Annotated in this window: 11 protein-coding genes; 7 read left to right on the forward strand and 4 right to left on the reverse strand. The window is 63.5% G+C overall.

Going from position 1 to position 13265, the window contains the following annotated elements; translation table 11 throughout:
• Positions 1 to 54 precede the first annotated feature (54 nt).
• From AC0L2D_RS30455 to AC0L2D_RS30480, 6 genes are all read left to right on the forward strand, one after another.
• Complete coding sequence (locus AC0L2D_RS30455) at positions 55 to 2805, forward strand: DUF2339 domain-containing protein (RefSeq protein ID WP_473543881.1); 2751 nt, start codon at positions 55 to 57, stop codon at positions 2803 to 2805.
• 174 nt (positions 2806 to 2979) lie between these two features.
• Positions 2980 to 3498 carry an RNA polymerase sigma factor gene (locus AC0L2D_RS30460; protein ID WP_013532577.1) on the forward strand — a complete coding sequence of 173 codons (519 nt, stop codon included), beginning with the start codon at positions 2980 to 2982 and terminating at the stop codon, positions 3496 to 3498.
• Positions 3495 to 4283: an anti-sigma factor family protein gene (locus tag AC0L2D_RS30465; RefSeq protein WP_473543883.1), complete on the forward strand. Its 789-nt coding sequence runs from the start codon at positions 3495 to 3497 to the stop codon at positions 4281 to 4283. The genes AC0L2D_RS30460 and AC0L2D_RS30465 overlap by 4 nt, the downstream gene beginning before the upstream one ends.
• Before the next feature lie 310 nt (positions 4284 to 4593).
• Complete coding sequence (locus AC0L2D_RS30470) at positions 4594 to 5700, forward strand: peptidase C39 family protein (protein WP_013532575.1); 1107 nt, start codon at positions 4594 to 4596, stop codon at positions 5698 to 5700.
• Positions 5697 to 7160, forward strand: coding sequence for a RimK family alpha-L-glutamate ligase (locus tag AC0L2D_RS30475; RefSeq protein WP_013532574.1), 1464 nt, complete (start codon positions 5697 to 5699; stop codon positions 7158 to 7160). The genes AC0L2D_RS30470 and AC0L2D_RS30475 overlap by 4 nt, the downstream gene beginning before the upstream one ends.
• A gap of 18 nt (positions 7161 to 7178) precedes the next feature.
• On the forward strand, positions 7179 to 7451 hold the full coding sequence (locus AC0L2D_RS30480; RefSeq protein WP_473543885.1) for a DUF3303 domain-containing protein: 273 nt from the start codon (positions 7179 to 7181) through the stop codon (positions 7449 to 7451).
• 18 nt (positions 7452 to 7469) lie between these two features.
• Here the strand turns inward: AC0L2D_RS30480 and AC0L2D_RS30485 are convergent, their stop codons facing one another.
• Positions 7470 to 8381 carry a LysR substrate-binding domain-containing protein gene (locus tag AC0L2D_RS30485; protein WP_064993160.1) on the reverse strand — a complete coding sequence of 304 codons (912 nt, stop codon included), beginning with the start codon at positions 8379 to 8381 and terminating at the stop codon, positions 7470 to 7472.
• 112 nt (positions 8382 to 8493) lie between these two features.
• On the opposite strand from AC0L2D_RS30485, the gene AC0L2D_RS30490 reads away from it, so the two are divergent.
• Positions 8494 to 9384, forward strand: coding sequence for a fatty acid desaturase family protein (locus AC0L2D_RS30490; protein WP_275953609.1), 891 nt, complete (start codon positions 8494 to 8496; stop codon positions 9382 to 9384).
• An 11-nt stretch (positions 9385 to 9395) separates the two neighbouring features.
• On the opposite strand, the gene AC0L2D_RS30495 is transcribed toward AC0L2D_RS30490, so the two are convergent.
• From AC0L2D_RS30495 to ygfZ, 3 genes are all read right to left on the reverse strand, one after another.
• Complete coding sequence (locus AC0L2D_RS30495) at positions 9396 to 11537, reverse strand: putative bifunctional diguanylate cyclase/phosphodiesterase (RefSeq protein WP_473543888.1); 2142 nt, start codon at positions 11535 to 11537, stop codon at positions 9396 to 9398.
• 165 nt (positions 11538 to 11702) lie between these two features.
• Entirely contained in the window at positions 11703 to 12338 is a 636-nt protein-coding gene (locus tag AC0L2D_RS30500; RefSeq protein ID WP_013532569.1) for an HD domain-containing protein, read from the reverse strand.
• Positions 12338 to 13198, reverse strand: a complete 861-nt coding sequence (gene ygfZ / locus AC0L2D_RS30505) for a CAF17-like 4Fe-4S cluster assembly/insertion protein YgfZ (protein WP_473543890.1) — start codon at positions 13196 to 13198, stop codon at positions 12338 to 12340. Before ygfZ ends, AC0L2D_RS30500 begins: the two co-directional genes overlap by 1 nt.
• Positions 13199 to 13265: the final 67 nt, after the last annotated feature.

Here is a 13265-nt window from a genome sequence, read left to right on the forward strand (position 1 = left end):
GAATGTCAGTACGACGAATGTCAGTGAAAACTGGCCTGGTTTGGGGGAACCGCCATGTTTGAAAGCCTGATTGGCCTAGTCGCCATCATCGCCTTGTTCGTCATCATTTCGCGCCAGCAGAGCCGCATCGGCCTTGTCGAGCGCGAGCTTGGCGCGCTGCGCAGCCTTGTGCTCTCGGGAGCCGTGCCGCCTGCGGCCAAGCCGTCCGAACAGGCGGTGGCCGACAACGTTCCCGCCGATGTGATTCCAGCCGTTGCGGCAGCGGCCGACATTCCCTCTCCAGCGACAAGCGAGCCGGTCGCCGCACCGGCGCCAGCCACGGAAACGGAAGACTCGACCGGCGAGATCGTGTCCGGGCCGTGGACCGCTCCAGAACCGGCGCCGAAGGCGGTGGAACCCGCGGAGCTTCCCGGAGCGACGAAAGCCGCCCGCCAATCCGATGTCGAAACCGCGCTCGGCACCCGCTGGGCGGTCTGGGTCGGCGGCATCGCCCTGGCGCTGGGCGGTCTGTTCCTGATCCGCTACACCATCGAAGCCGGCATTTTCGGCCCCGGCGTACGGCTGACCATGGCCGGCGCGCTCGGCCTTGTGCTGGTCGTGGGCGGCGAGTTCGTCCGCCGCACCGGCTTCAAGATGCCCGTACAAGGCGCCGCGGGCGCCTATATTCCGGCGATCTTGACAGCGGCCGGTGCCTTCATCCTGTTCGGCACCGTCTACGCCGCGCATGGCATTTACGGTTTCATCGGGCCGGCGCTCGCCTTCACGCTGCTTGGGGCCATCGGTGTGGCAACCATTGCCGCTGCGCTCGTCCACGGCCAGGCGCTGGCCGGCGTCGGCCTTGTCGGCGCCATGGTGACGCCGGTGCTCGTCGCCTCGCAGGCACCCAATCCCTGGGCGCTGTTCGGCTATCTCGCCATCGTGCTTGCCGCCACCGGCGTCATCGCCCGCATACGCGACTGGAAGTTGCTGATGGCGGCTGCCTTTTTCGGCACCGGTGTCTGGACCATTCTCTATATGACCGATGCGCCGGGGGCGAACCTCTCTGCGATCCTGCTCATCGACGCCGTCACGCTGGCCGTGCTCGCCCTTGTCTGGCTCGCTCGCCGTGGCGACGAAACCACGCCAGACAGGGCTTTCGACTGGCCGTCCATCGTGCCTGGCCTGTTCGTCGCATTCTCGGCGCTGGGCCTGTCGGTCGACCCGGCCTTCGCTGCCGCCGGCTACGCCTTGCCGGGCGCCGTGGTGATCGCCGCGATGGTGGCGGTCACGCTTTATCGTCCGCTGGCGCTGCCGCTCCTCTATGCCGCGGGACTGGTCACGGTGATGATCTATCTCGGCATCATCCCGCCAACCTCGATCGCTTCCGATTTTTCGGGCGGTGCCCTGGGCGTCGACGGACTGCCGGTGGCCACGTCCAACGCGCTGACCTTGCGCATCGGCATCGCACTCGGCCTGGTCTTCATCGGCGCCGGCTTCTGGGCGGCGCGCAGGTTTGCGGCCGGGATGCAAATCCGCGCGGCCTCATGGGCAGCGTGGGGCGTCATCGTCCCGCTGGTCATCCTGCTGGCGCTCTGGTTCACCTTCGGCAATCTCGACCGTGACCTTGTCTACGCCGCCGCAGCGGCACTGCTGGTCGTCGTTTTCGCCGCCGGCGGCGAGTGGATCGCGCGGGCCGAGGAGCCGCCGCTCAAGGGCGGCATCGCCGTGTCGTTTGCCCTGGGCGGCGCGGCCATCGCCGGGCTGCTGCTGATGCATATGGCTTTCGATTCCGGCTGGACCACCATCCTGCTCGGTGCGGCGGTCATCGTGCCGGCGCTGGCCACGCGCTGGCGCGTCTATCCGGTGCTCGGCTGGATTTCGGTCGGCGCGGTGATCGCGGTGCTTGGCCGTGTCGCCTTCGACCCGACCATTGTCGGCGCCGGGTTCCTGTCGACGACGCCGGTGTTCAACTGGCTGTTGCCCGGCTACGGCGTGCCGGCGCTGGCCTTCGGCTTTGCCGCCTGGCAGCTTGCGCGCACAACGAATGGCCGGCCGCGCCTTGCCATGGAGGCGGCAGCGGCACTGTTTGCGCTGCTCACGCTCGCCATGCTGGTGCGCCACGCCATGCATGGCGGCGTCATCGACACGGGTGCCATGACGCTCGCCGAACAGTCGATCTACACCCTGATCGCCATCGGCGCCGGCGCCATCCTGGTCGCCATCGACATGCGCTCGCCAAGCTCGGTGCTGCGCTATGGTTCGATGGCCGCCGGTGTGGCCTCGGTCGCTTTCATCGTTGTCAGGCATTTCGTGGTGCTGAATCCTTTGCTTACCGACGAATCGACCGGCCGTATCCCGGTGTTCAACCTGTTGTTCCTCGCCTATCTCCTGCCGGCGGTCGCCGCCGGGGGACTGGCGCTCTACGCCAGGGACAAGCGGCCGAAATGGTATGCGCAGATGCTGGCCGTGGTGGCTGCCGCGCTTGCCTTCGCCTATGCCACGCTGTCGGTGAGGCGCCTGTTCAAGGGCGAATTCATCGGCCTGTGGAGCGGCCTCGGCCAGTTGGAAACCTACACCTATTCGGCGCTCTGGCTGGTGATTGGCGTTGCGCTGCTCTCAGCTGGCGTCTGGCTGAAATCGCAGGTGCTGCGCATCGCTTCGGCCGCGCTGATCGCGATCGCCGTGCTGAAGGTCTTCATATTCGACATGTCGGAGTTGGAAGGCGTACTCCGGGCGCTATCCTTCATCGGCCTCGGCGCGGCTCTGATCGGTATCGGCCTGTTCTATCAGCGGCTTTTGACACGGGCGGCGAGGGAAAACGGATAAAGGCAAGCAAGAACAATAAGATTTCACCCCGACCGGGAATAAATCGGCCAATGGGCTCGTTATCTCATTGCTTGGGTGACCGGGGCGGGAGACCGCTTCGCGCTGGCCGCTTGCGCCGCGCCCGGAAGGCGCGTTCAATCCAGATCAACAAGGGCGACCTCGAAACCAGCGGTCATGGACGAAAAGAAGGCAGCAATCCTTGGCGAAATACCGCGCCTGCGCCGTTACGCACGCTCGCTTTTGCGCGACCGCGACGCTGCCGACGACCTTGTCCAGGATTGCCTCGAGCGGGCGCTTGTGCGGCTCGACAACTGGCAGACAGGAGAAAGCCCCCGGAGGTGGCTGTTTACGATCATGCATCATTTGTTCATCGACCAGATGCGCAAGGTGAACCGCCGCGGCGAGGCGGCGATGTTGCCGCTGGAGGCGGGCGAGGCCGTTGCCCAGCCGGCAGAGCAGGTGGAGAGTATCGCCTCGCGCGAGATCATCGACGCGTTGCAGGCGATCAGCCCCGATCGACGCGCAGCTCTTGTCATGGTTGCCATCGAAGGTTTTTCCTATGCTGAAGCCGCCAACATTCTGGGCGTCCCCGCTGGCACGCTGATGTCGCGCATTGCGCGCGGGCGTGAGGAATTGCGCGGGTTGCTGGACGATACGGCGCGTCGCCGCGCGATAAGGATCGTCGAGAAATGATCCGCCGCGACTTTTCCGAACGGGACATCCACATGGCGCTCGATGGCGAGCTGCCTGCAGACGAGCGCGCCGCTTACGACGCCTGGCTCGACGCCAATCCCGAGATGAAGGCCAGGAGCGCCCGCTTCACCGCCGACCGGACGGCGCTTCAGGCCGCCTTCGCCGGGGTGCTGGACGAAGCCGTGCCCGCGCGCCTGCGCAAGGTCGTGCTCGGCGAGGCACCGGTGAGGGCTGCCGCGCCACGCTCACGCTGGTGGCTTGCCGCTGCCGTGTTGCTGGTCGCCGCCGGCGGGCTTGGTGGCTACCTTGCCGGCGTCGACGGCATCGGCCAGGAGGACCCGGCGGAAGATCGGCTGGCCGAGCAGGCAATCGCGGCCCATGTCATCTATGCCGCCGAAAAGCGGCATGCCGTCGAGGTTCCGGCCAGCGACAAGGACCATCTGCAGACCTGGCTGTCCAACCGGGTAGGGTTGAAGCTGGTGGCACCCGACTTGACCGCGAACGGTTTCCAGTTGGTCGGCGGCCGGTTGCTTCCGGCAGGCGAGAGCAAGGCCGCCATGCTGCTTTACGAGGACGGCAATGGGCAGCGTATATCGCTGTTCGTCACCACGGAATCGGCGGAGAATGCCAAGGGCACCTACGCCGCCACGCAAGACGGACCCGAGGCCGTCTACTGGCTGGACAAGGGCTATGGCTGCGCCGTCGTCGGCTCCTTGCCGCGCGAGCGGCTGAACGAGGTCGCCAGGAACGCCTACACGCAACTTGTAAACGGGCTGGCAAGCTGAATGGCACCGCTTTTGCCGGTGCCGTCGATCCGCGAATGCCGATCCGGCCGAAGGACCTTTTGCGCCCGTCGGATCGGCGTCGGATTTGTCACAATTCGGCCCTAATCGAGGTGCGATAGCGCTTGATGAATGCCGTCGCATCGCCCCGAAAATCGGAAACGGTTTTTGGAAAAACGAGGCGAAGATTCAAGGTGGTGGAGCGGACTTCGTGCGCCCAGGTGGACGCCGGTTTTCCCAACGCCCTGGTTGGCGTCATGGACGTGTTCGAGTAGGGCCATTTCCACCACCAATCGAGGTTTTCTGAAGCCGCATGCCTGCCGAGATCCGCACGGCCCGCGCGTCTGACGTCGATGATCTCGCCGCCATCGAGAAAGCTGTTTTCTCAAGCGACCGTATTTCCCGCCGCTCCTTCCGACTGTTCATCGAGCGTGAAACCGCCGAGACGCTGGTCGCCGAAGTCGACGGCCGCGTGGCCGGTTATGCGATCGTGCTGTTTCGCAAAGGCAGCGGCGTGGCGCGCCTCTACTCGATTGCGACCAGTCCGTTTTTCGGCGGGCTGGGTGTCGGCCGCATCCTGCTCGGATCCGCCGAAGATGCCGCCTTCGAGCACGACCGCATGATGCTGCGTCTCGAAGTTCGCGAAGACAACAGCCGCGCGATCCGCATCTACGAACGGGCCGGTTATCGCAAGATCGGGCGTGAGCCCGGCTACTATGAGGATGGCGAAACGGCACTTCGCTACGAAAAAACCTTGCGTGGCGACATTCCGATCGCCACCAAGGTGCCGTTCTACCCGCAGACCTGCGAATTCACCTGCGGTCCGTGCTGCCTGATGATGGCGATGGCCAATTTCGATCGCGGCTTCGTGCCGGATCCGGTCATGGAAATCCGCCTGTGGCGTGAAGCGACGACCGTCTTCATGATGTCGGGTCCCGGCGGTTGCGAGCCGTTCGGCCTCGCTGTCTCGGGCTACGAGAGCGGGCTCGCGGTGGAGATCTACGTCTCCTTCTATGGCGCGCTGTTCCTGCAATCGGTGCGCAGCGAGGACAAGCGCAGGGTAATGGAACTGGCGCAGGTCGACTTTCGCCGACGCGCGGAACTTTACGGCATCCCGGTGAATTACCGTGCATTCACAATCGACGATATCCGCGCTGCGATCGCTGGGGGAAAGCTGGTGCTGGTGCTGATCAGCGGCTTCCTGATGTTCGGCAAGAAGGTGCCGCACTGGGTGCTGGCGATCGGCGATGACGGCGACCATATCCTGATCCACGACCCTTGGGTCGAGGATGAAAGGCAGGAGACCATCCTTGATGCAGCCAACATTCCCGTGCCTTACGGCATCTTCATGAACATGGCGCAGTTCGGTCGCGATGGACTGCGTGCCGCCATCACTCTGGGAAAGCGTGACAGACAATGACCTGGGTCATCCTTACCGGCAGGCAGAGCGATCTCGACCAGGTGGCGACACCGCACAAGATCATCACCAATCGCGACTATCTCGCGCATCCGTCATTGTTTCGCGGCCAGCGGCCGAAGGTCATCAACCTGTCGAACAATTACGCCTACCAGAGCCGCGGCTACTATGCCTCGCTGCTGGCAAGCTCGCGCGGCCACAAGGTGATCCCGACCGTCGAGACGATGATCGACCTGTCGGAACGCAAGCTCTATGAGCACGCGCTGCCGGAACTGGAACTGGCGCTCAACAAATGCCGCAAGGATCTTGGTGGCGCCTTTCCGCAAAAGGTCTGCATCTTCTTCGGCATCGGGCCGTCAAAAATCTGGGACCGTTTCGCCAAGCTGTTGTTCGATTGGTTCCGCGCACCGGCGCTCGAAGTCCACATCAAGGACAGCGCCGAATGGGCCTCGATCCGCAAGATCGGCTTTCATCCATTGGCGCGGATGACCGAGGACGAGGAAAAAAGCTTCATCCAGTGCCTGGAAACCTACACCAACCGGGAGTGGCGCGACACCAAGGGCCGTACGCCGGCGCGCTACACCTTCGCCACGCTGGTCGACCCGCATGAGGAATTGCCGCCCTCGGAGATCTCGTCGCTGCGCTATTGGGCCAAGATCGCCGAGAAGATGGGCGTCGAAATCGAGCCGATCACCAAGCGGGACCTGGCCAAGCTCGCCAATTACGACGCGCTGTTCATCCGCGAGACCACCTCGATCTCCAACCACACCTATCGTTTCGCCCGCCGCGCCCAGCAGGAAGGCATGCCGGTGATCGACGATCCACTGTCGATGATCCGCTGCACCAACAAGGTCTATCTCAACGAGCTGATGGCCTACAACAAGGTGCCGGTGCCGCCGACGGTGATGATCGCCGGCACCTCGGATCTCGAACTGGCGGCGCAGACGCTGGGCTTTCCGCTGGTGCTGAAGATCCCGGATTCGTCGTTCTCGCGCGGCGTCAAGAAATGCGCCAACTTCGAGGAACTGAAGACGCTCGCCACCGAATGGCTGGAGGATTCCGACCTTCTGATCGCGCAGAAATTCATTCCGACCGAATATGACTGGCGTGTCGGCGTGCTCGGCGGCCAGCCGCTGTTTGCCGTGCACTATCTGATGGCCAAGAAGCACTGGCAGATCGTCAACCACAAGGCCAACGGCAAGCCCGACCAGGGCGGCATCAAGACCTTCACGCTGAAGGAAACGCCGGCGCATGTCGTCGAGACGGCAGTGAAGGCGGCGCGCTGCATCGGCGACGGGCTCTATGGCGTCGACCTCAAGGAGACCAAGGACGGCGTCTTCGTCATCGAGGTGAATGACAATCCCAACCTCGACCATGGCTGGGAGGATTCCGGTGAGAAGGACGAGGTCTGGGTGCGGCTGACGCAGTGGTTCCTGGAGCGGTTGGACCGGCCGGGGCGGTAATTTGATCGGGGGTAGAACATGCAGTTTATCGTGATCGAGGACTTCACCGGCTGTGATCGCAAGGAGATCTATCGCCGCTTTCGCGACCGCGGCCGCCTGAAACCGGACGAGCTGCTCGTGCACCACAGCTGGATCGCGGCGGACATGAGCCGCTGCTTCCTGCTGGTGGAGGCCGGTGACGTCACGCTGCTGCAGCGTTGGGTCATCGAATGGGCGGATCTGGTGGAATTCGAGATCATCCCCGTGGCGACAAACAAGGACATGGCTGAGGCATTGAGCGGGCACCTCTGACCATTGCCGCGTGTCGCGTCAACGCAGTGCCGGCGAGCCGACTGCGCGCCGGCACTCGTCGATCAGCCACTGGCGAAACGCGTCCACGACATCGCGTCTGGCGCTGCGCTCCGGGATCGTCAGGCAATAGGGCTGGCGCAGCTCGACCATTTGGGCGAGGGGCCTGACAAGTCGGCCGTCCTCCAGCGCCTCGGCACAGTAGATCCCTTGCGCCAGCGCCACGCCCAATCCCGAAATGGCAAGGTCGAGTGCCGCGCGCGACGAGTTGGCCGAGAGGCCGCGCTGCGCTGCCCGGCCGGGTTCGATGCCGGCCGCCTCGAACCAGTTGTGCCAGGACGGAAAGGACGCACCGGTCGGTCCCCAGCCGGTATGGATAAGCGGCAGGCTGGCGAGGCCTTCGGGTTTGATCGTGTCGGCCAGCCCGGGTGCACACACGGGATAGACTGCGTCCTGGACGATGTCCTCGGTCGGGTGCTCGCGATAGTGCGGGCCATAAGTGAGCCTGATGTCGATCAACTCACGGTCGAACGGCACCGGGTCATCCTCGCCTCTGAGCGATATGTCGACGGCGCCATGGCTGGAGACAAAACCAGTGAGGCGCTGCGAAAGCCAACCCATGGCCATGGATGGCGGCACCGACACTACGAGGCGCGGGCGGAACGCATCGCCGCCCAGCTGGCGCGCGACGCTGCCGATCTCCTGGAAGGCCATGGTCAGCCTGGGCAGCATCTCGACGCCGGCCTCGGTGAGGACGGCGCGCCGGTTGACGCGATGGAACAGCTTGCGGTCCATCTGCTCCTCGACGGTGCGGATGAGCTGGCTGACGGCGGCGGCGGATACAGAAAGCTCTTCCGCCGCCCCCGCAAAGCTGCCTGTGCGAGCCGCAGCCTCGAAAGCCTGAAGTCCTTTGAGAGAGGGAAGTACGGCCATGATCACCAAATAGACAAGCTAAGCTTATCTAAATCGCAGAAATCGTCATTTTTGGAAAGGTTTTTCATGCGCTACAGTGGATTCTATCAAATCCCAGCCTGGATCGAAGCCCGTGGATCATCGCGACGTAATTTCATCGTTGACGCAGGAGGAGCGCAACCGGCTGACCGCCAAGTCTGATGCCGCGGGCCTCGCTCAGCTTGCTGCTCATTGGGGTGCGATCGTGATCCTCGGATCGCTGATCGCCGCCAAAGTGCCGTTCTGGCCGCTGCTGATGCTGCCGCAAGGTCTCCTCATCGTGTTCCTGTTCACGCTGCTGCACGAGACGGTTCATCGCACGGCCTTTGAGGCGCAGCGGCTGAACGATCTCGTGGCGCGGGTGTGCAGCCTGGCGATCGTGCTGCCGGCGGACTGGTTCCGCTACTTCCACTTTGCCCACCATCGATACACGCAAGATCCCGACAATGACCCGGAACTGGCGTTCCCCAAGCCGGAGACATGGCGGCAATACCTCGTCCACATATCCGGCATCCCGTTATGGTGGGGCCACATCAACACGCTTTATGCCAACGCCGCGGATCGTGGTCGCGAAAGCTACGTTCCGCCAAAGGGCTATGACAAGGTGCGCATCGAGGCACGCGCCATGATTGCCTTTTATGCCGTGCTCCTTCTGCTGGCCGTCTATTTCCGGCTCTCGGTGCTTGTCTATGTCTGGATTTTGCCCGCTCTGTTGGGGCAGCCGTTTCTGCGCCTCTATCTCTTGGCCGAGCATGGTCGCTGTCCGTTCGTCGCCAACATGCTGGAGAACACCAGGACCACATTGACCAACTGGCTGGTCCGCAAGCTGGCGTGGAACATGCCGTTCCATGCCGAGCATCATGCCTATCCCGGCGTGCCGTTTCATCAACTGCCGCGGTTTCATGCGCTGATCGAGCGGCATCTCAAGGTGGTCGAGCCCGGCTATGTCAGCTTCCACGAAAAGTACATCGAGACGCTGCATTGACGATGGCCGGCCTAGCCGGTCTGGCTGTGCGGCGCCCGGGATCTCAACAGACGCTGGATCTCGGCCGCCTTTGACGGCGCGCCGATCAGAAAGCCCTGCGCCTCGGTGCAGCCATTGCTGCGCAGGATGTCGAGTTGCACCTCGGTCTCGACCCCCTCGGCGGTGACAGTGATGCCAAGCTCGGCACCCAGCCCGATGACGGTGCGAACGATCGCCGCGGTGTCGCGATTGCCGAGGTCGTGGATGAACGAACGGTCGATCTTGATCTTGTCGACAGGAAAACGCCTGAGGTAGCCGAGCGACGAATAGCCGGTGCCGAAATCGTCCAGCGCGATGCGGATGCCGAGTTCGCGCAACTGCCGCAGCGTCCTTAGCACCACCTCGCTTTCGTCCATCAGCACGGTTTCGGTGATCTCCAGTTCCAACCGACCGGCTGGCACGCCGGAGAAAGCCAGCGCCGAGATGACGCTGCGGGCGAAGCTGCCGCTTTTAAGTTGCACGGCCGAGACATTGACCGCCACGCGCAGGCCGGCGGGCCAGCGTGCCGCCGCCGTGCAGGCTTTCCTCAGCGCCCATTCTCCAAGCGGCACGATCAATCCGGTTTCTTCGGCGACCGGAATGAAGCTGTCCGGCGCCACCATGCCACGTTCTGGGGAATGCCAGCGCATCAAGGCTTCCGCGCCGACGATCTCGCCGGAGGCGATGTTCATGATGGGTTGGAAATCGAGGTCGAATTCCTGGCGCGACAGTGCGGTCCCGAGGTCGACCTCCAACGCACGCCGTGCCTGTACCATTGCGTCCATTCCGGGTTCGAAGAACCGATACAGATTGCGGCCTTCGCTCTTCGCCCGGTAAAGCGCTGTATCGGCGTTCCTCAGCAGCGTGTCGGCGTCTCCGCCGTCGTTGGGGAAAACCGCGATGCCCAGGCTGATGCCGATATGCATCTCGCGGCTCTTGTCGCGGAACGGTTTTCCGATTGTCTCGACGATCCGCTTCGCGAGTTTTTCAGCATTGGCAATGCCCTTGAAATTGAACTGGATGATGACGAATTCGTCGCCGCCGAAGCGGGCAACGACGTCGTTTTCATTATGCAGGCAGCGCTGCAGCCGCTCGGCCACGCTCTTCAGCAGCCAGTCGCCGGCCGGATGTCCCCAGGTGTCGTTGACTGCCTTGAAGCGATCGAGATCGAGCGAGAAGATCGCCAGCGGCGTGGCCGCCGTGTCCTCCAGCGCAAGGTCGAGCCGTTCGCGAAACATCGAGCGGTTGGGCAATCCCGTCAGCGTGTCGTGATGCGCAAGATGGGTCATGCGCTCTTCGGTGCGGCGACGTTCGGTGACGTCGTCGAAGGTCACCACCCAGCCGCCGCCATCCATCGGCCGACGTGTGACCAAAACCGTCCTGCCGTCGGCAAGATGCCGATAGGCCGAATGCATTTTTGCCGCCGCCAGACAGGCTTCGGTCTTGGCGACTTCGCTGTCGACATCGATCTTCGTATAGATGCCGAGTTCCAGCAACCGTTCGAGCGCGTCGCGGTGCGTCGTTCCAAGCGGAAAGTCCGCCGGGGTGACCTTGTAGAGCTCCAGAAAACGCCGGTTGCGCACGATCATCTTGCCGTCGGCGTCATACATCAGCAAGCCTTGCGACATGTTGGCGAGCGCTGCGTCGAAGCGGCGGTGCTGCTCCTTGAGATCCTCTTGCGCGCGGCGCTGCTCGGTGATGTCTTCATAGATCGAAACCCAGCCGCCCAGAGCCAGAGGGCGGTGCGAGATGCTGACGATGCGGCCGTCCGACAGTGTTTCTTCGTAGGTCGAGGGCTTTGCCTGATCGATATAGGGCTTGCGGATGGCGTAGAGTTCGTCGGCGGTTTGCGAGGCGACGCCGATATCGACGCTGTGGCGCAGAATGTCGAGGAACCGGATGCCGGGCCTTATCACCCTGGCGTCGAGGCAAAAGATGTGTAGGTAGTTGCCGTTGCAGATGATCATCCGCTCGTCGGCGTCGAACATGCACAGGCCGTGCGACATGTTCTCGACCGCAGCCGAAAAGCGTTGGTTCTGCTCCCGCAGTTCGTCTTCCATGTGGCGGGAGCGGTCCATGCCTTCGGCCTCCCGTTTCGGGACGGCCGAACCATCCTTGGCATCAGCGACGGGCATGAGCGCGCCTGCGGACCGTGATCGAACAAGCTACTGTGGTCGCCGCTGGTTAATTTAGCGTTTTAATGCATGTCGCCCAAAAGTGACCTCGGTTTTGGGGGAATGACATGCATAAAGACAAAGACCTAAAGCGCGTCGCGTGAATCCGTTTCAGCGCGACGCGCTTTAGCCGATTGCGGTCGCCGAAACCTGATGCCGCGACGTCTCGATCGCCGAAAACCGTTTCAGAAACGCGTTCTGCGCCCAGGTCACCGAACGTGGCGTGAAATCGAAGCGGTCGGCATTGAAGCCGCGCGGACGGCCGAAGAACTCGGTCGCCTCGGCGGTCGAAAAGCCGGCGAGCAGCGTTGCCTCGAAATAGGCGGCGATCTGGTCGGCGCGCTTGATCTCCTTGCGCAGCGCAGCACTTGGTTCCGGAGGCAGCGAGAAGCGCAGATGGATGGCGCGCTGCAGCCGTAACTCACAATCCTTGTAGCTGCCGCCCATCACCGATTTGAACGGCGAGATCATGTCGCCGATGACATATTCGGGGGCGTCGTGCAGCAGGGCCGCCAGCCGGGCGTCGGCCGAAGCCTCGGGCACCAGGTCGCAGAACAGCGCTTCGACCAGCAGCGAGTGCTGGGCGACCGAAAACGCATGCTCGCCGCTGGTCTGGCCGTTCCAGCGGGCAACGCGGGCGAGCCCGTGCGCAATGTCCGAAATCTCGATGTCGAGCGGCGAGGGGTCGAGCAAATCGAGCCGGCGGCCCGACAGCATGCGCTGCCAGGCGCGTGCCGGCGCGCCGACGCGGTCGGCCGCCATCAGGCCTCCTCCGCGCTAACGGCTTCCTGCGGGAAGGCGAATTTTGCCCAACCGGGAATGGCCAGCGTTACCGGAACGTCCCCGGCCATGATCGGCTGGCCGGCATCGAGCGCCGCCTTGACCCGGTCGATGCGCACAATGGCCAGACCGGTCGTGTCTACCGTCGAGCCGAGCGTGCCAACCGGCCTGCCTGCGACGGTCAGTTCGGTGCCGGGCGTGGGCAGGGGCCTGTCGGCCGATGCAATCAGCACGCGCCGCCTGGCCGTGCCGCGATGCTGCATGCGCGAGACGACCTCCTGGCCGACATAGCAGCCCTTCTTGAAGCCGATGCCGCCGGTTTCGTCCAGCAGCACATCGTGGGGGAAGGCGTCTCCGAGTTGGTAGTCGCTGCCGCTTTCGGCAATGCCGCCGACAATGCGGAAGGCTTGCCACGCGGCAAGATCGCCGCGCTCATCCGTTTCGCCATAGGAACGCGTGACGGCACCCTTCGGAAAGCGTGTGTCGGCGGCCGCCGTTGAATCAGATTGTGAGGGTGTTGATTCATGTCCCCACGCGACGGTGACAAACGCCTGATCGGATTTGGCAATCTCGACCTTGGCGCGCAGTTTGTAGAGCGTCAGCCGGCGTACGAAATCGTCCGATATGTCGGCACGGCATTCGAGCCGGAATGCATTCTCGCCGGTGCGGGAGATCAGGAAATCGAACAGGATCTTGCCTTGCGGCGTCAGCAGCGCACCGGGTTTGGCTTCGCCGGGAGCCAGGATGTCGAGATCGGTGGTCAGGATGTTCTGCAAAAAATGCTCGGCATCCGGACCTGATACGGAAATGAGGGCGCGGTCTTTGAGCTGGGCACAGGGCATGGGCGGAAAAGCAACCTGATCTTGCAAAATGGTCGGCCTTTACGTAAGCCGCTGGCACTCCCCCCGC

The organism is Mesorhizobium sp. WSM4833, assembly GCF_055811095.1.

What these genes read in the sequence shown, in the direction of transcription:
- AC0L2D_RS30455 (WP_473543881.1), top strand. Translation starts at nt 55, where the DNA reads ATGTTTGAAAGCCTGATTGGCCTAGTCGCCATCATCGCCTTGTTCGTC.
- AC0L2D_RS30475 (WP_013532574.1), top strand. Translation starts at nt 5,697, where the DNA reads ATGACCTGGGTCATCCTTACCGGCAGGCAGAGCGATCTCGACCAGGTG.
- AC0L2D_RS30460 (WP_013532577.1), top strand. Translation starts at nt 2,980, where the DNA reads ATGGACGAAAAGAAGGCAGCAATCCTTGGCGAAATACCGCGCCTGCGC.
- AC0L2D_RS30465 (WP_473543883.1), top strand. Translation starts at nt 3,495, where the DNA reads ATGATCCGCCGCGACTTTTCCGAACGGGACATCCACATGGCGCTCGAT.
- AC0L2D_RS30470 (WP_013532575.1), top strand. Translation starts at nt 4,594, where the DNA reads ATGCCTGCCGAGATCCGCACGGCCCGCGCGTCTGACGTCGATGATCTC.
- ygfZ (WP_473543890.1), bottom strand. Translation starts at nt 13,198, where the DNA reads ATGCCCTGTGCCCAGCTCAAAGACCGCGCCCTCATTTCCGTATCAGGT.
- AC0L2D_RS30485 (WP_064993160.1), bottom strand. Translation starts at nt 8,381, where the DNA reads ATGGCCGTACTTCCCTCTCTCAAAGGACTTCAGGCTTTCGAGGCTGCG.
- AC0L2D_RS30495 (WP_473543888.1), bottom strand. Translation starts at nt 11,537, where the DNA reads ATGCCCGTCGCTGATGCCAAGGATGGTTCGGCCGTCCCGAAACGGGAG.
- AC0L2D_RS30500 (WP_013532569.1), bottom strand. Translation starts at nt 12,338, where the DNA reads ATGGCGGCCGACCGCGTCGGCGCGCCGGCACGCGCCTGGCAGCGCATG.
- AC0L2D_RS30480 (WP_473543885.1), top strand. Translation starts at nt 7,179, where the DNA reads ATGCAGTTTATCGTGATCGAGGACTTCACCGGCTGTGATCGCAAGGAG.